At 62.1% G+C, this 22461-nt stretch carries 19 protein-coding genes; 14 read left to right on the top strand and 5 right to left on the bottom strand.

What is annotated here, in order from left to right; all coding sequences use genetic code 11:
• Positions 1–4: 4 nt before the first annotated feature.
• The 3 genes from ACF8R4_RS24400 to ACF8R4_RS24390 all read right to left on the bottom strand — a co-directional run bounded on the left by ACF8R4_RS24400 (position 5) and on the right by ACF8R4_RS24390 (position 2891).
• A complete protein-coding gene (locus tag ACF8R4_RS24400; protein WP_156867580.1) occupies positions 5–700 on the bottom strand; it encodes a glutathione S-transferase N-terminal domain-containing protein in 696 nt (231 codons plus the stop codon).
• Positions 701–951: 251 nt separating this feature from the next.
• Positions 952–1449 (bottom strand): PaaI family thioesterase, encoded by a 498-nt coding sequence (locus ACF8R4_RS24395; RefSeq protein ID WP_060497803.1) that lies wholly within the window; start codon positions 1447–1449, stop codon positions 952–954.
• 59 nt (positions 1450–1508) lie between these two features.
• Complete coding sequence (locus tag ACF8R4_RS24390) at positions 1509–2891, bottom strand: amino acid permease (RefSeq protein WP_104834300.1); 1383 nt, start codon at positions 2889–2891, stop codon at positions 1509–1511.
• A 256-nt stretch (positions 2892–3147) separates the two neighbouring features.
• Between ACF8R4_RS24390 and gcvA the strand changes: the two genes are divergently transcribed.
• Both gcvA and ACF8R4_RS24380 read left to right on the top strand, forming a co-directional pair.
• A complete protein-coding gene (gene gcvA, locus ACF8R4_RS24385; RefSeq protein ID WP_164524836.1) occupies positions 3148–4044 on the top strand; it encodes a transcriptional regulator GcvA in 897 nt (298 codons plus the stop codon).
• Between the two features lie 151 nt (positions 4045–4195).
• Positions 4196–5446, top strand: coding sequence for an aspartate aminotransferase family protein (locus tag ACF8R4_RS24380; protein WP_060497806.1), 1251 nt, complete (start codon positions 4196–4198; stop codon positions 5444–5446).
• A gap of 3 nt (positions 5447–5449) precedes the next feature.
• On the opposite strand, the gene ACF8R4_RS24375 is transcribed toward ACF8R4_RS24380, so the two are convergent.
• Positions 5450–5752 carry a hypothetical protein gene (locus ACF8R4_RS24375; RefSeq protein ID WP_060497807.1) on the bottom strand — a complete coding sequence of 101 codons (303 nt, stop codon included), beginning with the start codon at positions 5750–5752 and terminating at the stop codon, positions 5450–5452.
• Positions 5753–5892: 140 nt separating this feature from the next.
• Here ACF8R4_RS24375 and ACF8R4_RS24370 point away from each other — a divergent pair, with 140 nt between their 5' ends.
• Positions 5893–6318: a hypothetical protein gene (locus ACF8R4_RS24370; protein ID WP_060497808.1), complete on the top strand. Its 426-nt coding sequence runs from the start codon at positions 5893–5895 to the stop codon at positions 6316–6318.
• A gap of 73 nt (positions 6319–6391) precedes the next feature.
• Positions 6392–8503, top strand: coding sequence for an elongation factor G (fusA, locus tag ACF8R4_RS24365; RefSeq protein ID WP_060497809.1), 2112 nt, complete (start codon positions 6392–6394; stop codon positions 8501–8503).
• Between the two features lie 49 nt (positions 8504–8552).
• Here fusA and ACF8R4_RS24360 read toward each other — a convergent pair whose 3' ends face one another.
• Positions 8553–9995 (bottom strand): SulP family inorganic anion transporter, encoded by a 1443-nt coding sequence (locus tag ACF8R4_RS24360; protein WP_060497810.1) that lies wholly within the window; start codon positions 9993–9995, stop codon positions 8553–8555.
• A gap of 318 nt (positions 9996–10313) precedes the next feature.
• Here ACF8R4_RS24360 and ACF8R4_RS24355 point away from each other — a divergent pair, with 318 nt between their 5' ends.
• The 10 genes from ACF8R4_RS24355 to nuoH all read left to right on the top strand — a co-directional run bounded on the left by ACF8R4_RS24355 (position 10314) and on the right by nuoH (position 22455).
• Complete coding sequence (locus ACF8R4_RS24355; RefSeq protein WP_060497832.1) at positions 10314–11048, top strand: secretin N-terminal domain-containing protein; 735 nt, start codon at positions 10314–10316, stop codon at positions 11046–11048.
• A gap of 493 nt (positions 11049–11541) precedes the next feature.
• Complete coding sequence (aceA, locus tag ACF8R4_RS24350) at positions 11542–12867, top strand: isocitrate lyase (protein ID WP_016711593.1); 1326 nt, start codon at positions 11542–11544, stop codon at positions 12865–12867.
• 224 nt (positions 12868–13091) lie between these two features.
• Positions 13092–13397, top strand: coding sequence for a hypothetical protein (locus ACF8R4_RS24345; RefSeq protein ID WP_200928648.1), 306 nt, complete (start codon positions 13092–13094; stop codon positions 13395–13397).
• Positions 13398–13778: 381 nt separating this feature from the next.
• Positions 13779–14192, top strand: a complete 414-nt coding sequence (locus ACF8R4_RS24340) for an NADH-quinone oxidoreductase subunit A (protein ID WP_003251427.1) — start codon at positions 13779–13781, stop codon at positions 14190–14192.
• Between the two features lie 10 nt (positions 14193–14202).
• Positions 14203–14880 carry an NADH-quinone oxidoreductase subunit B family protein gene (locus tag ACF8R4_RS24335; RefSeq protein WP_003251429.1) on the top strand — a complete coding sequence of 226 codons (678 nt, stop codon included), beginning with the start codon at positions 14203–14205 and terminating at the stop codon, positions 14878–14880.
• 79 nt (positions 14881–14959) lie between these two features.
• Entirely contained in the window at positions 14960–16741 is a 1782-nt protein-coding gene (gene nuoC, locus ACF8R4_RS24330; RefSeq protein WP_019098402.1) for an NADH-quinone oxidoreductase subunit C/D, read from the top strand.
• Positions 16742–16743: 2 nt separating this feature from the next.
• Positions 16744–17241, top strand: coding sequence for an NADH-quinone oxidoreductase subunit NuoE (nuoE, locus tag ACF8R4_RS24325; RefSeq protein WP_012273294.1), 498 nt, complete (start codon positions 16744–16746; stop codon positions 17239–17241).
• Positions 17238–18602 (top strand): NADH-quinone oxidoreductase subunit NuoF, encoded by a 1365-nt coding sequence (nuoF, locus tag ACF8R4_RS24320; protein ID WP_060497812.1) that lies wholly within the window; start codon positions 17238–17240, stop codon positions 18600–18602. Before nuoE ends, nuoF begins: the two co-directional genes overlap by 4 nt.
• 134 nt (positions 18603–18736) lie before the next feature.
• Positions 18737–21451 carry an NADH-quinone oxidoreductase subunit NuoG gene (gene nuoG, locus ACF8R4_RS24315; RefSeq protein ID WP_060497813.1) on the top strand — a complete coding sequence of 905 codons (2715 nt, stop codon included), beginning with the start codon at positions 18737–18739 and terminating at the stop codon, positions 21449–21451.
• Positions 21448–22455, top strand: coding sequence for an NADH-quinone oxidoreductase subunit NuoH (gene nuoH / locus ACF8R4_RS24310; RefSeq protein WP_003251440.1), 1008 nt, complete (start codon positions 21448–21450; stop codon positions 22453–22455). The genes nuoG and nuoH overlap by 4 nt, the downstream gene beginning before the upstream one ends.
• The last annotated feature ends 6 nt before the right edge of the window (positions 22456–22461 follow it).

Raw genomic sequence — 22461 nt, 5'->3', positions numbered from 1 at the left:
TCTGTCAGGCGGGAATCTTCAGGCCGCGCTGCACGGCTGGCCGTTCAAGGAAGGCCGCCAGTACCCGTTGCACTTCCTTGAACTGATCAAAGCCTACCAACTCCCGCGCGTTGTAACGCTCCACCAGGTTGCGTACCCACGGGAAGATGGCGATGTCGGCGATGCTGTATTCGTCAACCATCCACTTCCGCCCTTTCAGGTGCCGATCCAGCACACCCAGCAGCCGTTTGGACTCGTTGACATAGCGATCACGCGGACGCTTGTCTTCATATTCCTTGCCAGCAAAGAAGTGGAAAAAGCCGACCTGGCCGAACATCGGCCCGATGCCGCCCATCTGGAACATCAGCCACTGCAGGGTCTGGTAACGCTGGGCAGGGTCCTGGCTGAGCAGTTGGCCGCTTTTCTCCGCCAGGTACTGCAGGATCGCCCCTGACTCGAACAACGGCAGCGGCTGACCACCCGGCCCGTGGGGGTCGAGAATGGCCGGGATCTTGTTATTCGCGCTGAGCGAAATGAACTCGGGGCTCAACTGGTCATCGTTGTCAAAACTGACCTTGTGCGCCTCGTAGGCCAGGCCGACTTCTTCGAGCATGATCGACACCTTGACGCCGTTGGGTGTCGGCAGGGAATAGAGCTGCAACCGCTCAGGGTATTTCGCAGGCCATTTGCGAGTAATGGGAAACAAGCTCAAATTAGTCATGGTCGGTCCCTGGGTTCATAGGAAAGAACACTCTATGTTTAACCATGAACGCTGGCTATTGCTGAAACGTTGTTGATCAAGAATGGCGCGGCGTTCAGCCGCGCCTGGTCTAGGCATCAATAGCGTGGTACGACTGACTCTCCAGCGTGGGAAATAATTACCTCTGCTCGAAACGGCTGTAGGCAGATTCAGCTAACCGGTTAGTCGAACTTACCCGCGAGCGGCGCGGAGGCCGCCTCCAGTCTCATGCATCAGAACTTTGCATGTGCCTTGAACTTGAGCTTTTCGGTGTCGACACGCACGAACACCGAGTCGGCGGTCACGGTCAGCACATCGTCGGCCCAGACTTCGCAGATCACCCGGCTCTTTCGCCCCACGTCCCCTTCCACACGCGCCTTGAGCAACAGCTCGACGCCCATGGGCGTGGGTTTCAGGTAGGTCAGGTTGAGCGTACCCGTGACGCAGTCGATGCGCGGCAGGCTGCCCGGCTCGCGGCCTTCATTGCGGTAGTGGTAAGCCATGGCCGTCCAGTTGGAATGACAGTCGACCAGCATCGCCAGCAGGCCGCCGTAAACCAGGCCGGGCCAGCCGATGAAGGTGCTGTCGGGCGCATGGCGGCATATCAGATGAACGTCGTCGGCGTCCCAGTGGCTTTGCAGGTGCAGCCCGCTGGGGTGGGAGCACCCGCAGCCATAACACGTGCCATCGGGTGCCGCGAGGGCCTGGAGGGAAAGGGCTTGATCGTTCATACGCTTCCTGTGCTTATTGAAATGGGGGCGCGCAACGCCCCCCCATTAAAGCAGAAACATCAGGCCGTCTGGGCAACCACCTTGGCACGCCGCTGGGTCAGCGAAACCAGCAGGATGAACAGGGTTACGCCAGCAGTCATCAGGGTTTCGTAGCGGTAGGCATCGCTGAACAGCATGTAGCCCAGCACCATGACGATGGTGCCGATCACCAGCCAGGTCAGCCACGGGAACAGCCACATCTTCAGTTCCAGCGGACGCCCTTCACGCTCGGCACGGGCACGCATGCGCAGTTGCGACACGGCAATCACCAGGTACACCAGCAAGGCAATGGCGCCGGTGGTGGACAGCAGGAAGCCGAACACCTTGCCTGGGAACACATAGTTGACGAAACAACCGGCAAAGCCTGCCAGGGTAGAGAAGATCACCGCCACGGTCGGTACGCCGGAGCCGGAGATGCGCTTGGTAACGCTCAGAGCCTGACCACGGGCACCCAGCGAATAGAGCATGCGCGACGCGGTATACAGCCCCGAGTTCATGCAACTGGTCACCGCTACCAGCACCACCAGGTCAACCAGCAGTTTGGCACCCGGCACGTTCAGCACCTCCAGTACGCGCTGGAACGAACCGACCGCCTTCAGTTCAGGATCATTCCAGGCCACCAGCGACACCACCAGGAAAATCGACGCCAGATAGAAGATGGCGATGCGGTACACCACCAGGTTGGTGGCACGGCGGATCTTGTCTTTCGGGTTGGCGGTTTCGTCAGCGGCAATGGTGACGATTTCGGCACCGAAGAACGAGAAGATGGTGATCAGTACACCACCCAGCACGGTCCCGAAGCCGTTGGGCATGAAGCCGCCGTTGTCCCACAGTCGGCTGACCCCGGACACTTCGGCCAGCGGCCAGAAGCCGAACACGGCCAAGGTGCAGACCACGATGAAGGCAATGATCGCCACCACCTTGACCAGGGCGAACCAGTACTCGAAGGCACCGAAGTTCTTCACGCTGATCAGGTTGGTGCACGACAGCACCAGCATGATGAGGAAGGCGAACAGCCACGATGGCACCCCAGGGAAGTAGGCATGCAGGATGTCCGCACCGGCAATGGCCTCGACCGGAATGATCAGCACCCAGAACCACCAGTACAGCCAACCGATGGTAAAGCCCGCCCATGGGCCAATGGCTTCTGAGGCATAGGTGGAAAACGAGCCACTGTTGGGGTTGGCGATGGCCATTTCGCCCAGCATGCGCATCACCAGCAAGACCAGCAGGCCGGTCATGGCGTAGGAGATCAGGATGGCCGGGCCGGCGGTGGCGATGGCGTTGGAGGAGCCGATGAACAGCCCGGCGCCGATGATGCCCGCAATGGAAATCATGGAAACCTGACGGGAGGTCAGGCCGTGTTGCAGGGAACGCTGTTTCTTGTTGTCTTGCGAAGCCATGAAGAACCCTCTAATGGGTCGGCCGCAGCGAGGCGGCTGAAGGTCGGAGCAGAATTCTTTTAAATTTCTGATAGTCGTTGTTGTTGTTTTTGCAGATGCCGGAAGCGGGTACTGACCTCCTCTTCGCATGACCGGTTGTAATCGTTGATCCAGGTCAGTATTAATCTATAGGCCGGGGTCAACAAACGACCTTTTCGAACCACATGATTCCGCTTTGGAATGAACTTCTTCCTTTTTTGCTCGGTATTTGCCCGTCATGTCCAAACGCCTGATGCCTTCGACCACCGCCCTTCAGTGCTTCGAAGCGGCCGCCCGCCACCTCAGCTTCACCCGCGCGGCGCAGGAACTGCACCTGACCCAGAGCGCCGTCAGCAAGCAGGTGGCGCAGCTTGAGGACATGCTCTCGCACTCGCTGTTCCAGCGCATTCGCCGCCGCCTGCACCTGACCCCGGCCGGCGCGCTGTACCTCACCGAAGTGAACAAGATCCTCACCCAGATCGACATTTCCAGCCGCTACATCCTCAGCTACGGCGATGAAACCGAAGTGCTGCGCATCGCCACCCAACCCACCTTCGGCGCCCGCTGGCTGGTGCCCAGACTCAAGGGTTTTGGCGACCGCTACCCACGCATCCACCTGGACGTGCGCAACGAACTGGAGCCCTTCGACCTGGTACAGGCCAAGGCAGACATCGCGTTTTTCTTCGGCCAGGGCACCTGGCCCGGGGCAACCTGCATCGAGCTGTTCAGCGAAGAAGTGGTGCCGGTGTGCAGCCCGCAGCTGCTGGCCAATCACCGCTTCGACAGTGCCCAGGCGTTGACCGAGCACCGGCTGCTGCAATGCGTGTCGCGACCGGAGGCCTGGCACGAATGGTTTCTGGGGCTGGGGCTGCATAGCCAGAACAGCTACCACGGGCCGCGTTTCGACACGTTCTACCTGTGCATTCGCGCAGCAATTTCAGGCTGCGGTATCGCCCTGATTCCGCGCTACCTGGTGGCAGAGGAACTGAGCGAGGGCAAGCTGGTTGTGGCCTGGGACCACCCGGTGGCGAGCAATGGCCGGCACTTCATCGCCCATGCCGAGCACGCGGCCGAAGTGCCCAAGATCCGGGCCTTTGTGCAGTGGATTCGGGAGCGGGTGGCTGAGGGGGATTGATGACTCTTGCCGGCGATAGGGCCGGAATGGCAGATGCAAAAACCAGCCAGATCACGAATCCACGGAATGACCGCAATCGAATAATTCGTTTGCGGTATAACCCGCCAACACGCTTGGATAATAAGAAACTCGAACAAGGTCCCGCGTGCCCATGAACCAGGAAAGTATCAGCCAATCCATTGCCATCGTTCACCCGATCACACTTTCCCATGGCCGTAATGCCGAAGTCTGGGACACCGACGGCAAACGTTACATCGACTTCGTCGGTGGTATCGGTGTGCTCAACCTGGGCCACTGCAACCCCGCCGTGGTCGAGGCGATCCAGACCCAGGCCACCCGCCTGACCCACTACGCCTTCAACGCCGCCCCACACGGCCCATACCTGGCACTGATGGACCAACTGAGCGAGTTCGTGCCCGTCAGCTACCCATTGGCCGGCATGCTCACCAACAGCGGTGCGGAAGCGGCCGAAAACGCCCTGAAAGTTGCCCGCGGCGCCACCGGCAAGCGGGCCATCATCGCCTTCGACGGCGGCTTCCACGGCCGCACCCTGGCCACCCTGAACCTCAACGGCAAGGTCGCCCCGTACAAACAGCGGGTCGGTGAACTGCCTGGGCCGGTGTACCACCTGCCCTACCCCAGCGCCGACACCGGCGTAACCTGCGAGCAGGCGCTCAAGGCCATGGACCGCCTGTTCAGCGTCGAACTGGCTGTGGAAGACGTGGCAGCGTTCATTTTCGAGCCGGTGCAGGGTGAAGGCGGCTTCCTCGCCCTTGACCCCGCCTTCGCCCAGGCCCTGCGCCGCTTCTGCGACGAGCGCGGCATCCTGATCATCATCGACGAAATCCAGTCGGGCTTCGGCCGCACCGGCCAACGCTTCGCCTTCCCACGCCTTGGCATCGAGCCCGACCTGTTGCTGCTGGCCAAGAGCATTGCCGGCGGCATGCCACTGGGTGCGGTGGTCGGGCGCAAGGAATTGATGGCAGCCCTGCCCAAGGGCGGCCTGGGCGGCACCTATTCGGGCAACCCGGTTGCCTGTGCGGCGGCGCTGGCCAGCCTGGCGCAGATGACCGACGAGAACATCGCCACCTGGGGTGAGCGCCAGGAGCAGGCCATCGTCAGCCGCCACCAGCGCTGGCAGGCCTCGGGCCTGTGCCCGTTCATCGGCCGCCTGACCGGCGTGGGCGCCATGCGTGGCATCGAGTTCGTCAATGCCGATGGCAGCCCGGCGCCGGCACAACTGGCCAAGGTGATGGACGCCGCGCGGGCCAAGGGCTTGTTACTGATGCCCAGCGGCAAGGCACGGCACATCATCCGCCTGTTGGCACCACTGACCATCGAGGCCGAGGTGCTCGAAGAAGGCCTGGATATCCTCGAGCAGTGCCTGGCCGAGCTGAACTGAGGCTTACAGCCCCAGTTCTTGCGGGGTGAGCATGTCGGACTCGAAGGCAATCCAGCCGCCTTCGAGTTCGGCATGGCCGTTGACGATCGGGCCGTAGTAGGTCAGGCCGTTCTCCAGGGTCACGCAAATGTGCGTGGCCGATTTCTCGGGGGCTGCGAGCGTACCGACGAAATGCACTTTCTTCAGGGTTTCGGTCACCGCTTCCAGGCCAACGCGCATGTTGGGGTTTTCCGAGGCCTCGGCATCGCCGCCACGGTCTTCGGCGCTGATGGTCACGGTGGCGATGTACGGGTACTTGGTGCTCAAGCGGGGTTACCTCAGTGGGTGTTTAGGCGTATGGGCGCGTAGAGTACGGCAGGCGGTCCCGGTTGTCTCTACAGGTGATCTGAATGCCCCGATCTGTTAGGGTGCCCGCCGATGCACGCCACACCACACGAGGATCCCGAGTGAGCGCCGAAGAACCCCTGATCGCCGACCTGTTCGATGTCGACAAACGCCTGTCCCTCAAGCCCGTCGTGGACTTCAACAGCTACCTGCGCAATGCCTTCGGCGAAGGCCCGTGCCGCTGCCACCGTTGCGCCGAAGGTGGCGACGAGAGCACCTACAGTCACACCCACAGCTTCACCTTCGACGGCCGCCAATGGCACCGCCGCTTCGCCAGCACCTCGGGTAGCGATGTTGCCCAAGCGCTGAAAAAGGCCTGGCTGTCGTACACAAAAGCCGACCTCAACCTGGTCGGCGCGCTGGACCTGACCACCCTCAAAACCTTCACCGAGGCCGCCCTGCACCCGCGCCTGCTGGCCCTGCTGCCAGCCAGCGGCCTGGCCCGTGAAGTGGATGGCCAGTGGATGCTGCAAGCCCAAGCCGACTGACGGCCCGGCGGCAGGGCAGGATTCCACCGGTCTGCTAACGTGGTGGAATCCGCCCATCCGCAGGTAGTCCGCCATGGCCCGCACAACGCCCATCGAGCTGTACCGCAATATTGGCATCGTCGCACACGTCGACGCCGGCAAAACCACCACTACCGAGCGGATCCTGTTCTACACCGGGGTCAACCACAAGATGGGCGAGGTGCACGATGGCGCCGCAACCATGGACTGGATGGCCCAGGAGCAGGAGCGCGGCATCACCATCACCTCGGCGGCGACCACGGCGTTCTGGCAAGGCTCGACCAAACAGTTCGCGCACAAGTACCGCTTCAACATCATCGACACCCCCGGCCACGTCGACTTCACCATCGAGGTGGAGCGTTCGTTGCGCGTGCTCGATGGCGCGGTGGTGGTGTTCAGCGGCGCTGACGGGGTGGAGCCACAGTCCGAGACGGTCTGGCGCCAGGCCAACAAATACCATGTGCCACGCCTGGCCTACATCAACAAGATGGACCGCCAGGGCGCCGACTTCCTGCGCGTGGTCAAACAGATCGACCAGCGCCTGGGGCACCATCCGGTACCCATCCAGCTGGCCATCGGCAGCGAAGAAAACTTCGTCGGCCAAATCGACCTCGTGAAAATGAAGGCCATCTACTGGAACGATGCCGACCAGGGCACCAGCTACCGCGAAGAACCCATTCCCGCAGAACTGCAGGCGCTGGCCGACGAATGGCGTGCGCATATGATCGAGGCTGCAGCCGAGGCCAGCGATGAGCTGACCATGAAGTTTCTCGAAGGCGAGGAATTGAGTGTCGACGAGATCAAGGCTGCGCTGCGCCAACGTACCATCGCCAACGAAATTGTACCGACCATCCTCGGCTCCTCGTTCAAGAACAAAGGCGTGCCGCTGATGCTCGACGCGGTGATCGACTACCTGCCGGCCCCGTCGGAAATCCCGGCGATCAGGGGCACCGACCCCGACGACGAAGAGAAGCACCTGGAGCGCCACGCCGACGACAAAGAACCGTTCTCGGCCCTGGCCTTCAAGATCGCCACCGACCCCTTCGTCGGCACCCTCACCTTTGCCCGGGTGTATTCCGGCGTGCTCAGCTCGGGCAACGCGGTACTCAACTCGGTCAAGGGCAAGAAGGAACGCATCGGCCGCATGGTGCAGATGCACGCCAACCAGCGCGCAGAGATCAAAGACGTGTGCGCCGGCGACATCGCCGCGCTGATCGGCATGAAGGACGTGACCACCGGCGACACCCTGTGCGACATGGACAAGCCAATCATCCTTGAGCGCATGGACTTCCCCGACCCGGTGATTTCCGTGGCCGTCGAGCCGAAGACCAAGGCCGACCAGGAAAAAATGGGCATCGCCCTGGGCAAGTTGGCCCAGGAAGACCCGTCATTCCGCGTACGCACCGACGAAGAAACCGGCCAGACCATCATCTCTGGCATGGGCGAGTTGCACCTGGACATCATCGTCGACCGCATGCGCCGCGAGTTCAATGTCGAGGCCAACATCGGCAAGCCGCAGGTGGCCTACCGCGAAAAAATCCGCAATACCTGCGAGATCGAGGGTCGTTTCGTCCGCCAGTCCGGCGGCCGTGGCCAGTATGGTCACTGCTGGATCCGCTTCGCCCCCGGCGACGAAGGCAAGGAAGGCCTGGAGTTCATCAACGAGATCGTCGGTGGCGTGGTACCACGCGAGTACATTCCGGCGATCCAGAAAGGCATCGAGGAACAAATGAAGAACGGCGTGCTTGCCGGTTACCCGCTGATCAACCTCAAAGCCGCGGTGTTCGACGGCTCTTACCACGACGTCGACTCCAACGAAATGGCCTACAAGATCGCTGCGTCGATGGCCACCAAACAGCTCTCGCAGAAAGGTGGCGCGGTGCTGCTGGAGCCGGTGATGAAGGTGGAGGTGGTGACGCCGGAGGAGTACCAGGGCGACATTCTGGGTGACCTGAGCCGGCGCCGCGGGATGATTCAGGACGGTGACGAAACGCCGGCAGGCAAGGTGATCCGTGCCGAGGTGCCGCTGGGCGAAATGTTCGGCTATGCCACCTCGATGCGCTCGATGACCCAGGGCCGGGCGAGCTTTTCGATGGAGTTCACCCGGTATGCCGAGGCACCGGCAAGCATTGCCGATGCCATTGTGAAGAAGAACCGCGGGGAGTGATTGGTTTGCCTGTGCCCGCGAAGAGGCCAGCACAGGCACCCACTCACCTTCAGTGCTGCTCCCCCGCCCGCCTCAACAGCTTCTTGCAGCGCTCCGACAAGTGCACCACGCGCAACTGCTTGCCCGCCTTGGCATACCGCTCACGCAGGGTCTTCAATGCCGCAATCGCCGAGTAATCGACAAAGCTCAGATGCTGGCAATCCAGCGTAACCTGAGCAGGGTCGCTGGCCGTATCGAACTGATTGAGGAACGAGGTGGTAGAGGCAAAGAACAGCGTGCCATGTACCTGATAATGCTTGCCGCCCTGCGCATCCTCATGGCAGTCCGCATACAACTCCCGCGCATGCTGCCAGGCAAAATTAAGGGCCGCAATGATGATGCCGAACAGCACCGCCATGGCCAGGTCGGTAAACACTGTCACGACAGTGACCGCAATGATCGCCAGCACATCGTTCACCGGTACTTTGTTAAGCACCCGCAGCGACGCCCAGGCAAAGGTCTGCTGGGCCACCACGAACATCACCCCCACCAGTGCCGCCAGCGGAATGCGCTCGATCAGCGGTGACAGGAACAACACGAACAGCAAGATCATTACCCCGGCCACCACCCCCGACAGCCGGCCGCGGCCATTGGAGCTGAGGTTGATCACCGTCTGCCCGATCATCGCGCAGCCACCCATGCCGCCGCACAGGCCCGAGATCATGTTAGCCGCGCCCAACGCCACGCACTCGCGGTCCGGGAAACCTCGGCTCTCGGTGATTTCATCGGTCAGGTTGAGGGTTAGCAGGGTTTCCAGCAGGCCGACCATGGCCATCAGCACCGCGTAGGGGGCGATGATCTTCAGGGTTTCCAGGTTCCAGAGCACATCCGGCAGCGCCAGCCCTGGCAGGCCACCCGCGATGTGCGCCATGTCACCCAGGGTGCGGGTGGGCAGCCCTAGCAGGTACACCAGCAGGCCAACACCCAGGATCGCCACCAGCGCTGGCGGAACTGCGCGGGTCAGCTTCGGCAGCACATAAACCACCGCCATGGTCAGCGCTACCAGGCCGATCATCAGGTACAGCGGCGCACCACTGAGCCAGTGCTCACCGTCCTTGAAATGCTCAAGCTGAGCCATGGCGATGACGATGGCCAAACCGTTCACAAAGCCAAGCATCACCGGGTACGGCACCAGGCGCACCAGTTTGCCCAAGCGCAGCAGACCAAACAGGATCATCACCACACCGCCCAGCAACACCGTTGCCAGCAGGTACTGCACGCCGTGCTGCACCACCAGCGCGACGATCACCACGGCCATTGAGCCAGCGGCGCCGGAGATCATCCCGGGCCGACCGCCGAACAGCGCAGTCAGGGTACAGATGATGAATGCGCCATACAGGCCCATCAAGGGGTTGAGGTGAGCCACCAGGGCAAAGGCGATGCACTCGGGCACCAGGGCGAACGAGGTGGTGAGGCCGGCGAGCAGGTCGGCGCGTAGTCGGGCGGGTTTCATGAGATTCCTGTGGATGGCGAGCACTTGTCTGGAGCACTCCCACAGAGCCACAGGAGCGCCCGAGGCAGCTGGACGGCCTTTAGAACGGGCAAAAAATTGTAGCGGGAATGTTACGTAATTTGTCCGACAGCAGCCACAGCGTGATGTGCGCGGGCTGACCAACCAAGCCTGCATCGTGGAATTATCTGCAATTATCTGGCTGACTATAATTTATAGTTGCCTGGATAAAGCCAGTATAAAAGGCAGGTTTTAATGGGCACCCGGCACAAGCAGGATGCCTTGGCCATTCTGGCGATTCCCCCTGCGGAGATCATGGACATGCCGCTACGCCCCCTTTTCACCACCCTGCTGCTGGTTACCAGCCTCGTCGCCCAGGCCGCCACCGAGGTGGTGCCGCTGCAGCACCGCGCCAGCGCCGAACTGCTGCCTGCGGCGCAGGCATTCATCGGCAAGGACGGCACAGTCAGCGCCTTCGAGAACAAGCTGATCGTCAACGCCAGCCCCAAGCGCATCGACGACCTGCGTGCCCTGCTGCAACAACTCGACACCGCCCCCAAACGCCTGCTGATTAGCGTCGACAACAACGACAGCAACTTCCAGGACAACCGGGGCAATGCCCGTGTTATCCACTACGGCACCAGCAACCGTGACGGCGGCATGCAACAGATCCAGGCCAGCGAAGGCCAGCCGGCGCTGATCCAGGTTGGCCAGAGCATCCCGATCACCAGCACCAGTACCGACGGCTACGGGCGCCTGCAGAGCAACACCGAATACCGCAACGTGACCCAGGGTTTCTACGTTACGCCAAGCCTGAGCGGCGATACGGTTCGTCTGCAAATAAGCACCAATAATGACCGCATCAGCCATGAACGTGCAGATGTAGTGAAAGTGCAAAGTACCGACACGACCGTCACTGGCAAGCTCGGCGAATGGATCACCCTGGCAGGCTACAACCAGCAGAGCCAAGCCGACCGCAGCACGTCAAGCCGCAGTTACAGCACCCAGCGGGGTGAAAACATGACTTTGCGTGTCAAAGTCGACCTTCTCGACTGATCCCAGGCAATTCAAGGCCTCGACCAAAGGCCTTGAAACTGACTGCCAAGTCGCATTAGACCAAAGATGTAGTAAGTGAAATATTCCACTACAAAACATTTGACATGCCCTTTTTCCCAAGGGCATGATGGCCTCGCTCCCGCTAATCAGGGGCCCTGGCAAGGGCCTTCGAGGCGTACTCCTCCCACCCCTGGAGGCGCCTCGTGTCTATACGGCCCACAAGGCGGTTCGACGGGATTGCGACTGCAACGAAGAAGTTGTCCCGAGGGACGGAAGCGCATCACCGCAGTACTGGCAATCGCGTAGCACCGCAGCAAGGCAACCACGAGCCGACCTGCCGGAGCACACCTTCGCCTGGCCTGCCCACCCTTCCCCCTTCGAGCCTTCGCGTTCGCCGCCGCACTCTCTAGAACAGGACAGCCGCCAGGCACCCTGATCTGCACCCGGGCATCAGCACAATTAACCCAAGATCGATGCGACGAGGTTTATTTCCATGGCACTGACACGCGAACAGCAAATTGCAGCCCTCGAGAAAGACTGGGCCGAAAACCCGCGCTGGAAAGGCGTGACCCGTACCTACTCCGCCGCCGATGTCGTTCGCCTGCGTGGCTCCATCCAGCCGGAGCACACCTTTGCTCGCCAAGGCGCGGAAAAACTTTGGAAGCTGGTCACCGAAGGTGCCCACCCGTCCTTCCGCCCAGAAAAAGATTTCGTGAACTGCATGGGCGCCCTCACCGGCGGCCAGGCAGTGCAACAGGTAAAAGCCGGCATCCAGGCCATCTACCTGTCCGGCTGGCAAGTAGCCGCCGACAACAACTCGGCCGAGTCCATGTATCCTGACCAGTCGCTGTACCCGGTCGATTCGGTACCGACCGTGGTCAAGCGCATCAACAACGCCTTCCGCCGCGCCGATCAGATCCAGTGGAAAGCCGGCAAGAACCCGGGCGACGATGGCTACATCGACTACTTCGCGCCCATCGTGGCTGACGCCGAAGCCGGTTTCGGTGGCGTACTGAACGCCTACGAACTGATGAAGAACATGATCGAAGCAGGCGCCGCTGGCGTGCACTTCGAAGACCAGCTGGCCTCGGTCAAAAAATGTGGCCACATGGGTGGCAAGGTACTGGTACCGACCCAGGAAGCCGTACAGAAGCTGGTGGCCGCGCGCCTGGCAGCCGACGTGTCGGGCGTTCCGACCATCATCCTGGCCCGCACCGACGCCAACGCCGCCGACCTGCTGACCAGTGACTGCGACCCGTACGACCAGCCGTTCGTGATCGGCGAGCGTACCCGTGAAGGCTTCTACAAGGTACGCGCCGGCCTCGACCAGGCCATCGCCCGCGGCCTGGCCTATGCGCCGTACGCCGACCTGATCTGGTGCGAAACCGCCAAGCCAGACCTGGACGAAGCCCGCCGCTTCGCCGAAGCGATCAAGAAGGAGTACCCGGACCAGATCCTGTCGTACAACTGCTCGCCGTCCTTCAACTGGAAGAAAAACCTCGACGACGCCACCATTGCCAAGTTCCAGCGCGAGCTGTCGGCCATGGGCTACAAGCACCAGTTCATCACCCTGGCCGGCATTCACAACATGTGGCACGGCATGTTCAACCTGGCGCACGACTACGCCCGCAACGACATGACCGCGTACGTGAAGCTGCAGGAGCAGGAATTCGCGGACGCCAGCAAAGGCTACACCTTCGTGGCGCACCAGCAGGAAGTGGGCACTGGCTACTTCGACGACATGACCACCGTTATTCAGGGTGGCGCATCGTCGGTGACTGCACTGACCGGTTCGACCGAGGAAGAGCAGTTCCACTGATAGTGGGTGGCTGACAGAGGCCCGGGGCTTGCGAAAGCCCCGGGCCTTTCTTTTTCCTGTCCCGCCCCTTTCGCGGGCAAGCCCGCTCCCGCAGGATTACTGCAGCCCTCAAACTGTGCACAGGACCTGTGGGAGCGGGCTTGCCCGCGAAGGGGCCGGAACAGGCTGAAGCAGAACCCAGAATCAGGGCTATGCTTGTGGCAGCACAGCAGCAAGGACCGCCCATGCCTCATCCAAGCCACCTGATGATTCTCGCCCTGGCCGCCGCTGCTCTCTGTATATATGCATTGGCCAGCGGCAACACCGTACTTGCCCTGCTGGCCAAGCCCATCCCGGTGCTGACCCTGATCGCCTGGTTGTGCAGCGCCCCCGCTTCAGCCTATCGCACGTGGATCTCGATCGCTGCCGCGCCCTACCTGATCATCCTTACCTACTGGCTCGGCCAGTGGGCGGGCGCGTCATCTGTCGGTCATCGCTCAATCGATAAAGTATTGACCCAGAGCGGTGCGCGCAGCGCCGGAAGCTGCTAGAACAAGAGCCTTTCGCATTTGCAAGTAGGGGGAATCGCCAGATGAACTTTACAAGGCGCAGAACAGCCAAATTAGAAGGCATCAAGATAAATGATATTAATTATCATTCCGAAAATTGCAATTCGTTACCAGTCGCAAGAAACATAATTAACAAAACAGCACGCAATGCCCGAATCTCAAGGCTTTCAGCCAGTTACGAGCGTGTTTTGTTCTTAATCCTACGAATAAATTTGCGACAGAAATTTTACTTGCACCGGGTTTACCCATAAAATCAGCGCGATTGATTCAGCTGCGACATTTGGTCACTGCACCTGCGACACCACGTCGCCGCTTTACTTATTTCAGACTGCAGAGCTGGGTCTCTGTATAAGGATCTCTAGCATGTCCGATTCGGCAGGACTCATCGCCCACAACTGGGGCTTTGCCATCTTCCTCCTGGGTGTCGTCGGCCTGTGTGCCTTCATGCTCGGCCTGTCCAGCCTGCTCGGTAGCAAGGCCTGGGGCCGCGCCAAGAACGAACCCTTCGAATCCGGCATGCTGCCCGTCGGCAGCGCCCGCCTGCGCCTGTCCGCCAAATTCTATCTGGTCGCGATGCTGTTCGTGATCTTCGATATCGAAGCCCTTTTTCTCTTTGCATGGTCTGTGTCCGTCCGCGAAAGCGGCTGGACCGGGTTCGTCGAAGCTCTCGTTTTCATAGCAATTCTGTTGGCAGGTCTTGTCTACCTATGGCGCGTCGGTGCTCTTGATTGGGCTCCCGAAGGTCGCCGCAAGCGGCAAGCGAAGCTGAAACAATGAGGCTTTGGCAATGCAATACAATCTCACCAGAATCGATCCGGATGCGCCTAACGAGCAGTACCCGGTAGGTGAACGGGAAACCGTCACCGACCAGCTGCTAGAGGACCAGGTCCACAAGAACATCTTCATGGGCAAGCTTGAAGATGTGCTGCGTGGCGCGGTCAACTGGGGTCGCAAGAACTCCCTCTGGCCGTACAACTTCGGCCTGTCCTGCTGCTACGTGGAAATGACCACGGCCTTCACGGCACCCCACGACATCGCCCGCTTCGGCGCCGAAGTCATCCGGGCCTCGCCGCGTCAGGCCGACTTCATGGTCATCGCCGGTACCTGCTTCGTCAAAATGGCGCCGATCATCCAGCGCCTGTACGAGCAGATGCTCGAGCCCAAGTGGGTCATCTCCATGGGGTCGTGCGCCAACTCCGGTGGCATGTACGACATTTACTCGGTCGTTCAGGGGGTCGACAAGTTCCTCCCCGTGGACGTCTATGTGCCTGGCTGCCCGCCACGCCCTGAGGCTTTCCTGCAAGGCTTGATGCTGTTGCAGGAGTCGATCGGCCAAGAACGACGCCCGCTTTCCTGGGTTGTTGGTGATCAAGGTATTTACCGTGCCGAGATGCCAGCCCAGAAAGACCTTCGTCGTGAGCAGCGCATTGCAGTAACCAACCTGCGCAGCCCCGACGAAGTCTGATCCAGCGACCTGCCGCCCGCTCCCGAAGGAGCCGGCGGCCTGGCTTCATTCTTAACGTTGACCCAAAGCGACCGAGACCATGACAGCGGACAACGCTATTTTCATTCCGCCTTACAAGGCTGACGACCAGGATGTGGTCGTCGAACTGAACAACCGTTTTGGCGCCGAAGCATTTGTCGCCCAGGAAACCCGCACCGGCATGCCCGTGCTGTGGGTCAAGCGCGCCCAGCTCAAAGAGGTGCTCAGCTTCCTGCGTGGCGTGGCCAAGCCGTACAGCATGCTGTACGACCTGCACGGCGTCGACGAACGCCTGCGCACCCAGCGCCGTGGCCTGCCAGCCGCCGACTTCAGCGTGTTCTACCACCTGCTATCGGTCGAGCGTAACAGCGACGTGATGATCAAGGTATCGCTGAGCGAAGGCGACCTGAACCTGCCGACCGTGACCGGTATCTGGCCAAACGCCAACTGGTACGAGCGTGAAGTCTGGGACATGTTCGGCATCGACTTTGCCGGCCACCCGCACCTGAGCCGCATCATGATGCCGCCCACCTGGGAAGGCCACCCGCTGCGCAAGGACTACCCGGCCCGTGCCACCGAGTTCGACCCCTACAGCCTGACCCTCGCCAAGCAGCAGCTTGAAGAGGAATCGGCGCGCTTCAACCCGGAAGCCTGGGGCATGAAGCGTCAGGGCGCCAACGAGGACTACATGTTCCTCAACCTCGGCCCCAACCACCCTTCGGCGCACGGTGCCTTCCGTATCGTCCTGCAGCTGGACGGTGAAGAGATCGTCGACTGCGTTCCGGACATCGGCTACCACCACCGTGGTGCCGAAAAAATGGCCGAGCGCCAGTCCTGGCACAGCTTCATCCCCTACACCGACCGTATCGACTACCTCGGCGGGGTGATGAACAACCTGCCGTACGTGCTCGCCGTAGAGAAGCTGGCCGGTATCAAGGTGCCGCAGAAAGTCGACGTGATTCGCATCATGCTCGCCGAGTTCTTCCGCATCACCAGCCACCTGCTGTTCCTGGGCACCTACATCCAGGACGTGGGCGCCATGACCCCGGTGTTCTTCACCTTCACCGACCGCCAGCGCGCCTACACCGTGATCGAAGCGATCACCGGTTTCCGCCTGCACCCGGCCTGGTACCGCATCGGTGGCGTCGCCCACGACCTGCCGCGCGGCTGGGACAAGCTGGTCAAGGACTTCGTCGAATGGCTGCCCAAGCGCCTCGACGAGTACGAAAAGGCTGCCCTGCAGAACAGCATCCTCAAGGGCCGTACCATTGGCGTTGCCGCGTACAACACCAAGGAAGCCCTGGCCTGGGGTACTACTGGTGCCGGCCTGCGTGCCACCGGTTGCGACTTCGACCTGCGTAAAGCCCGCCCTTACTCCGGCTACGAGAACTTCGAGTTCGAAGTACCGCTGGCCCACAACGGCGATGCCTACGATCGCTGCATGGTCCGTGTCGAGGAGATGCGCCAGAGTATCCGCATCATCGACCAGTGCCTGCGCAACATGCCGGAAGGCCCGTACAAGGCGGATCACCCGCTGACCACGCCGCCGCCGAAAGAGCGCACCCTGCAGCACATCGAAACCCTCATCACGCACTTCCTGCAAGTCTCGTGGGGCCCGGTCATGCCGGCCAACGAGTCGTTCCAGATGATCGAGGCGACCAAGGGCATCAACAGTTACTACCTGACGAGCGATGGCGGCACCATGAGCTACCGCACCCGGATCCGTACCCCGAGCTACCCGCACCTGCAGCAGATCCCTTCGGTGATCAAGGGCAGCATGGTCGCCGACCTCATTGCGTACCTGGGCAGTATCGACTTCGTTATGGCTGACGTGGACCGCTAAGCATGAACAGCACGCTTATCCAGACAGACCGTTTCGCCCTGAGCGAAACCGAGCGCTCGGCCATCGAGCACGAAATGCATCACTACGAGGACCCGCGCGCGGCGTCCATCGAAGCCCTGAAAATCGTCCAGAAGGAACGTGGCTGGGTGCCGGACGGCGCCATTCACGCCATCGGCGAAGTGCTGGGCATCCCGGCCAGCGATGTCGAGGGTGTCGCCACCTTCTACAGCCAGATCTTCCGTCAGCCGGTCGGCCGCCACATCATCCGCGTGTGCGACAGCATGGTCTGCTACATCGGCGGCCATGAGTCCGTGGTCAGCCAGATCCAGAGCGAGCTGGGCATCGGCCTTGGCCAGACCACCGCCGACGGCCGCTTCACCCTGCTACCGGTGTGCTGCCTGGGCAACTGCGACAAGGCCCCGGCGCTGATGATCGACGACGACACCTTCGGCGACGTACAGCCGGCTGGCGTTACCAAACTGCTGGAGGGTTACGTATGACCATTACTTCCTTCGGCCCGGCCAACCGCATTGCGCGTACCGCCGAAACCCACCCGCTGACCTGGCGCCTGCGTGACGACGGCGAGCCGGTCTGGCTGGCCGAGTACGAGTCCAAGAACGGCTATGCCGCCGCGCGCAAGGCGCTGGCGCAAATGTCGGCCGACGACATCGTGCAAAGCGTCAAGGACTCCGGCCTCAAGGGCCGTGGTGGTGCAGGCTTTCCCACTGGCGTGAAGTGGGGCCTGATGCCCAAAGACGAATCCATGAACATCCGCTACCTGCTGTGCAACGCGGACGAAATGGAGCCGAACACCTGGAAGGACCGCATGCTGATGGAGCAACAGCCCCATCTGCTGGTCGAGGGCATGCTGATCAGCGCCCGCGCCCTGAAGGCCTACCGTGGCTACATCTTCCTGCGTGGCGAATACACCACCGCAGCGAAAAACCTCAACCGCGCCATTGATGAAGCCAAGGCCGCAGGCCTGCTGGGCAAGAACATCCTGGGTTCCGGTTTTGACTTCGAGCTGTTCGTGCACACCGGTGCCGGCCGCTACATCTGCGGTGAAGAAACAGCACTGATCAACTCGCTGGAAGGCCGCCGCGCCAACCCGCGCTCCAAGCCGCCCTTCCCTGCCGCCGTGGGCGTGTGGGGCAAGCCGACGTGCGTGAACAACGTCGAAACCCTGTGCAACGTGCCGGCCATCGTCGCCAACGGCAACGACTGGTACAAGTCGCTGGCCCGTGAAGGCAGCGAAGACCACGGCACCAAGCTGATGGGCTTCTCCGGCAAGGTGAAAAACCCGGGCCTGTGGGAACTGCCGTTCGGCGTCACCGCCCGCGAGCTGTTCGAAGACTACGCCGGTGGCATGCGCGACGGCTTCAAGCTCAAGTGCTGGCAGCCAGGCGGCGCCGGTACCGGCTTCCTGCTGCCCGAGCACCTCGACGCCCAGATGTACGCCGGTGGCATCGCCAAGGTCGGCACCCGTATGGGTACCGGTCTGGCCATGGCGGTGGACGACAGCATCAACATGGTGTCGCTGCTGCGCAACATGGAAGAGTTCTTCGCCCGCGAGTCGTGCGGCTGGTGCACCCCCTGCCGTGACGGCCTGCCGTGGAGCGTGAAGATGCTGCGCGCGCTGGAGAAAGGCCAGGGCCGTGCCGAAGACATCGAGACGCTGCTGGGGCTGGTCAACTTCCTCGGCCCAGGCCGCACCTTCTGTGCTCACGCACCCGGTGCCGTCGAGCCGCTGGGCAGTGCCATCAAATACTTCAGGTCCGAGTTCGAGGCCGGTGTCGCCCCAGCGTCCGCTGGTGACACCCTGCGCCCTAACCTGGCCAAGCCGATCGTGGTCGGCGCATAACAAGACGATTAAGGCGGGTGGTCCGTGCCACTCGCCAGCTTGCCGACAGGCCCGAGTCCATCGAGGCGTGCCGCAAGCTCACCGATTTCCATTAGCCACGCCCGCTCACGCGGGCCAACGAAGAACTTTGAACAATGGCCACTATCCACGTAGACGGCAAAGCGCTCGAAGTCAACGGTGCAGACAACCTGTTACAGGCGTGTCTGTCACTCGGCCTCGACATCCCTTATTTCTGCTGGCACCCGGCGCTTGGTAGCGTTGGCGCCTGCCGGCAGTGCGCGGTCAAGCAGTACACCGACGAGAACGACACCCGTGGTCGTATCGTCATGTCCTGCATGACCCCTGCCTCCGACGGCACCTGGATCTCCATCGACGATGACGAGTCCAAGGCGTTTCGCGCCAGCGTCGTCGAATGGCTGATGACCAACCACCCGCACGACTGCCCGGTGTGCGAGGAAGGCGGTCACTGCCACCTGCAGGACATGACGGTAATGACCGGCCACAACGAGCGCCGCTACCGTTTCACCAAGCGTACCCACCAGAACCAGGACCTCGGCCCGTTCATCGCCCATGAGATGAACCGCTGCATCGCCTGCTACCGCTGCGTGCGCTACTACAAGGACTACGCCGGTGGTACCGACCTGGGCGTCTACGGCGCCCACGACAACGTGTACTTCGGCCGCGTCGAAGACGGCGTGCTGGAAAGCGAGTTCTCCGGCAACCTGACCGAGGTCTGCCCGACCGGCGTGTTCACCGACAAGACCCACTCCGAGCGCTACAACCGCAAGTGGGACATGCAGTTCGCCCCGAGCATCTGCCACGGCTGCTCCAGCGGCTGCAACATCAGCCCGGGTGAGCGTTACGGCGAACTGCGCCGTATCGAGAACCGCTTCAACGGTTCGGTCAACCAGTACTTCCTGTGCGACCGTGGCCGCTTCGGCTATGGCTACGTCAACCGCAAGGACCGCCCACGCCAGCCACACCTGGCCGATGGCACCAAGCTGGGCCTGGACGCCGCCCTGGACAAGGCCGCCGACCTGCTGCGCGGCCGCACCATCGTCGGTATCGGCTCGCCACGCGCCAGCCTGGAAAGCAACTACGGTCTGCGTGAACTGGTCGGCGCCGACTACTTCTACGCCGGTATGGAAGCAGGCGAACTGGCCCGTGTGCGCCTGGCCCTGAACGTGCTGAACAACAGCCCGCTGCCAGTGCCGACCCTGCGTGACATCGAAGACCACGACGCCGTGTTCGTGCTCGGCGAAGACCTGACCCAAACCGCTGCCCGCGTTGCCCTGGCCGTGCGCCAGGCCACCAAAGGCAAGGCCGAGGCCATGGCCGAAGCCATGAAAGTGCAGCCGTGGCTCGACGCCGCCGTGAAGAACATCGGCCAGCACGCGCTGTACCCGCTGTTCATCGCCTCCCTGGCTGAAACCAAGCTGGACGACGTTGCCGAAGAGTGCGTACACGCCGCCCCGGCCGACCTGGCCCGCATCGGTTTCGCCGTGGCCCACGCCATCGAGCCGAGCGCACCTGCCGTTGCTGGCCTGGACGACGAAGCCAAGGCCCTGGCCCAACGCATCGCCGACGCCCTGGTCGCGGCCAAGCGCCCACTGGTGGTCGCTGGTACGTCCCTGGCCGACCCGGCGCTGATCGAAGCGGCCGCCAACATCGCCAAGGCCCTGAAGCTGCGCGAGAAGAACGGCTCGCTCAGCCTGGTGGTGCCTGAAGCCAACAGCATCGGCCTGGCCATGCTCGGTGGCGAGTCCGTCGATGCTGCGCTCGACGCCGTCATCAGCGGCAAGGCCGACGCCATTGTCGTGCTGGAAAACGACCTGTACGCCCGCGTACCGGCCGCCAAGGTCGACGCAGCCCTGGCTGCGGCCAAGGTGGTGATCGTTGCCGACCACTCGAAAACCCCGACGGTCGACCGCGCCCACCTGGTGCTGCCGGCTGCCTCGTTCGCCGAAGGCGACGGCACCCTGGTCAGCCAGGAAGGCCGTGCCCAGCGCTTCTTCCAGGTGTTCGACCCGCAATACCTGGACAGCAGCATCCAGATCCACGAAGGCTGGCGCTGGATGCACGCCCTGCGTGCCACCCTGCTGAACAAGCCGGTCGACTGGACCCAGCTGGACCACGTCACCAGCGCCTGCGCCGAAGCCGCCCCGCAACTGGCCGGCATCGTCAACGCCGCCCCAAGCGCCGCGTTCCGCATCAAGGGCATGAAGCTGGCCCGTGAGCCGCTGCGCTACTCCGGCCGCACCGCCATGCGCGCCAACATCAGCGTGCACGAACCGCGCACCCCGCAAGACAAGGACACCGCGTTCGCCTTCTCCATGGAAGGCTACTCGGGCTCCGCCGAACCGCGCCAGCAGGTGCCGTTCGCCTGGTCGCCGGGCTGGAACTCGCCACAAGCCTGGAACAAGTTTCAGGATGAGGTCGGTGGCCACCTGCGTGCCGGTGACCCGGGCGTGCGCCTGATCGAGTCGCAAGGCGACCGCCTGAACTGGTTCAACGCCATTCCGGGTGCCTTCAACCCGGCCCGTGGCACTTGGACCGCCGTGCCGTTCTTCCACCTGTTCGGCAGCGAAGAAAGCTCCTCGCGCGCCGCCCCGGTACAAGAACGCATCCCGGCTGCCTACGTGGCCCTGGCCAAGTCCGAAGCCGACCGCCTGGGCGTCAACGACGGTGCCCTGCTGAGCCTGAACGTGGCCGGTGTGGCCCTGCGCCTGCCGCTGCGCATCAATGAAGAGCTGGGCGCAGGCCTGGTCGCGTTGCCGAAAGGCCTGGCCGGCATTCCGCCTGCCATCTTCGGTGCATCCGTCGAAGGTCTGCAGGAGGCAGCACAATGAGCTGGTTCACCCCCGAAGTAATCGACGTGATCCTCACCGTGCTGCGGGCCATCGTGGTCCTGCTGGCGGTGGTGGTCTGCGGCGCGCTGCTCAGCTTCGTCGAGCGCCGCCTGCTGGGCTGGTGGCAGGACCGTTACGGCCCGAACCGCGTAGGCCCGTTCGGTATGTTCCAGATTGCAGCCGACATGCTGAAGATGTTCTTCAAGGAAGACTGGAACCCACCTTTCGTCGACCGCGTCATTTTCACCTTGGCACCGGTCGTGGCCATGAGCGCCCTGCTCATTGCCTTCGTGGTCATCCCGATCACCCCGACCTGGGGCGTTGCCGACCTGAACATCGGCCTGCTGTTCTTCTTCGCCATGGCCGGCCTGTCGGTCTACGCGGTGCTGTTCGCTGGCTGGTCGTCGAACAACAAGTACGCCCTGCTGGGCAGCTTGCGTGCTTCGGCACAGACCGTGTCGTACGAAGTGTTCCTGGGCCTGGCGCTGATGGGCGTGGTGGTGCAGGTGGGCTCGTTCAACATGCGCGACATCGTTGAATACCAGGCCCAGAACCTGTGGTTCATCATTCCGCAGTTCTTCGGCTTCTGCACCTTCTTCATCGCTGGCGTCGCCGTGACCCACCGTCACCCGTTCGACCAGCCAGAAGCAGAACAGGAACTGGCCGACGGCTACCACATCGAGTATGCCGGCATGAAATGGGGCATGTTCTTCGTCGGTGAGTACATCGGCATCATCCTCATCTCGGCGCTGCTGGTAACCCTGTTCTTCGGCGGCTGGCACGGCCCGTTCGGCATCCTGCCGCAACTGTCGTTCCTGTGGTTCGCGCTGAAGACCGCGTTCTTCATCATGCTGTTCATCCTGCTGCGCGCCTCGATCCCGCGCCCACGCTATGACCAGGTGATGGACTTCAGCTGGAAGTTCTGCCTGCCGCTGACCCTGATCAATTTGCTGGTGACCGCTGCGATCGTGCTCTACAACACGCCAGCCGTCGCGGCCCAGTGAGGATTT

The sequence above is a fragment of the Pseudomonas sp. FYR_2 genome (assembly GCF_043106425.1).
GTDB lineage: Bacteria > Pseudomonadota > Gammaproteobacteria > Pseudomonadales > Pseudomonadaceae > Aquipseudomonas > Aquipseudomonas monteilii.
This window is presented reverse-complemented; position numbering and strand designations above follow the sequence as displayed.

What these genes read in the sequence shown, in the direction of transcription:
- ACF8R4_RS24400 (WP_156867580.1), bottom strand. Translation starts at nt 700, where the DNA reads ATGACTAATTTGAGCTTGTTTCCCATTACTCGCAAATGGCCTGCGAAA.
- ACF8R4_RS24395 (WP_060497803.1), bottom strand. Translation starts at nt 1,449, where the DNA reads ATGAACGATCAAGCCCTTTCCCTCCAGGCCCTCGCGGCACCCGATGGC.
- ACF8R4_RS24390 (WP_104834300.1), bottom strand. Translation starts at nt 2,891, where the DNA reads ATGGCTTCGCAAGACAACAAGAAACAGCGTTCCCTGCAACACGGCCTG.
- gcvA (WP_164524836.1), top strand. Translation starts at nt 3,148, where the DNA reads ATGTCCAAACGCCTGATGCCTTCGACCACCGCCCTTCAGTGCTTCGAA.
- ACF8R4_RS24380 (WP_060497806.1), top strand. Translation starts at nt 4,196, where the DNA reads ATGAACCAGGAAAGTATCAGCCAATCCATTGCCATCGTTCACCCGATC.
- fusA (WP_060497809.1), top strand. Translation starts at nt 6,392, where the DNA reads ATGGCCCGCACAACGCCCATCGAGCTGTACCGCAATATTGGCATCGTC.
- ACF8R4_RS24360 (WP_060497810.1), bottom strand. Translation starts at nt 9,995, where the DNA reads ATGAAACCCGCCCGACTACGCGCCGACCTGCTCGCCGGCCTCACCACC.
- ACF8R4_RS24355 (WP_060497832.1), top strand. Translation starts at nt 10,314, where the DNA reads ATGCCGCTACGCCCCCTTTTCACCACCCTGCTGCTGGTTACCAGCCTC.
- aceA (WP_016711593.1), top strand. Translation starts at nt 11,542, where the DNA reads ATGGCACTGACACGCGAACAGCAAATTGCAGCCCTCGAGAAAGACTGG.
- ACF8R4_RS24345 (WP_200928648.1), top strand. Translation starts at nt 13,092, where the DNA reads ATGCCTCATCCAAGCCACCTGATGATTCTCGCCCTGGCCGCCGCTGCT.
- ACF8R4_RS24340 (WP_003251427.1), top strand. Translation starts at nt 13,779, where the DNA reads ATGTCCGATTCGGCAGGACTCATCGCCCACAACTGGGGCTTTGCCATC.
- ACF8R4_RS24335 (WP_003251429.1), top strand. Translation starts at nt 14,203, where the DNA reads ATGCAATACAATCTCACCAGAATCGATCCGGATGCGCCTAACGAGCAG.
- nuoC (WP_019098402.1), top strand. Translation starts at nt 14,960, where the DNA reads ATGACAGCGGACAACGCTATTTTCATTCCGCCTTACAAGGCTGACGAC.
- nuoE (WP_012273294.1), top strand. Translation starts at nt 16,744, where the DNA reads ATGAACAGCACGCTTATCCAGACAGACCGTTTCGCCCTGAGCGAAACC.
- nuoF (WP_060497812.1), top strand. Translation starts at nt 17,238, where the DNA reads ATGACCATTACTTCCTTCGGCCCGGCCAACCGCATTGCGCGTACCGCC.
- nuoG (WP_060497813.1), top strand. Translation starts at nt 18,737, where the DNA reads ATGGCCACTATCCACGTAGACGGCAAAGCGCTCGAAGTCAACGGTGCA.
- nuoH (WP_003251440.1), top strand. Translation starts at nt 21,448, where the DNA reads ATGAGCTGGTTCACCCCCGAAGTAATCGACGTGATCCTCACCGTGCTG.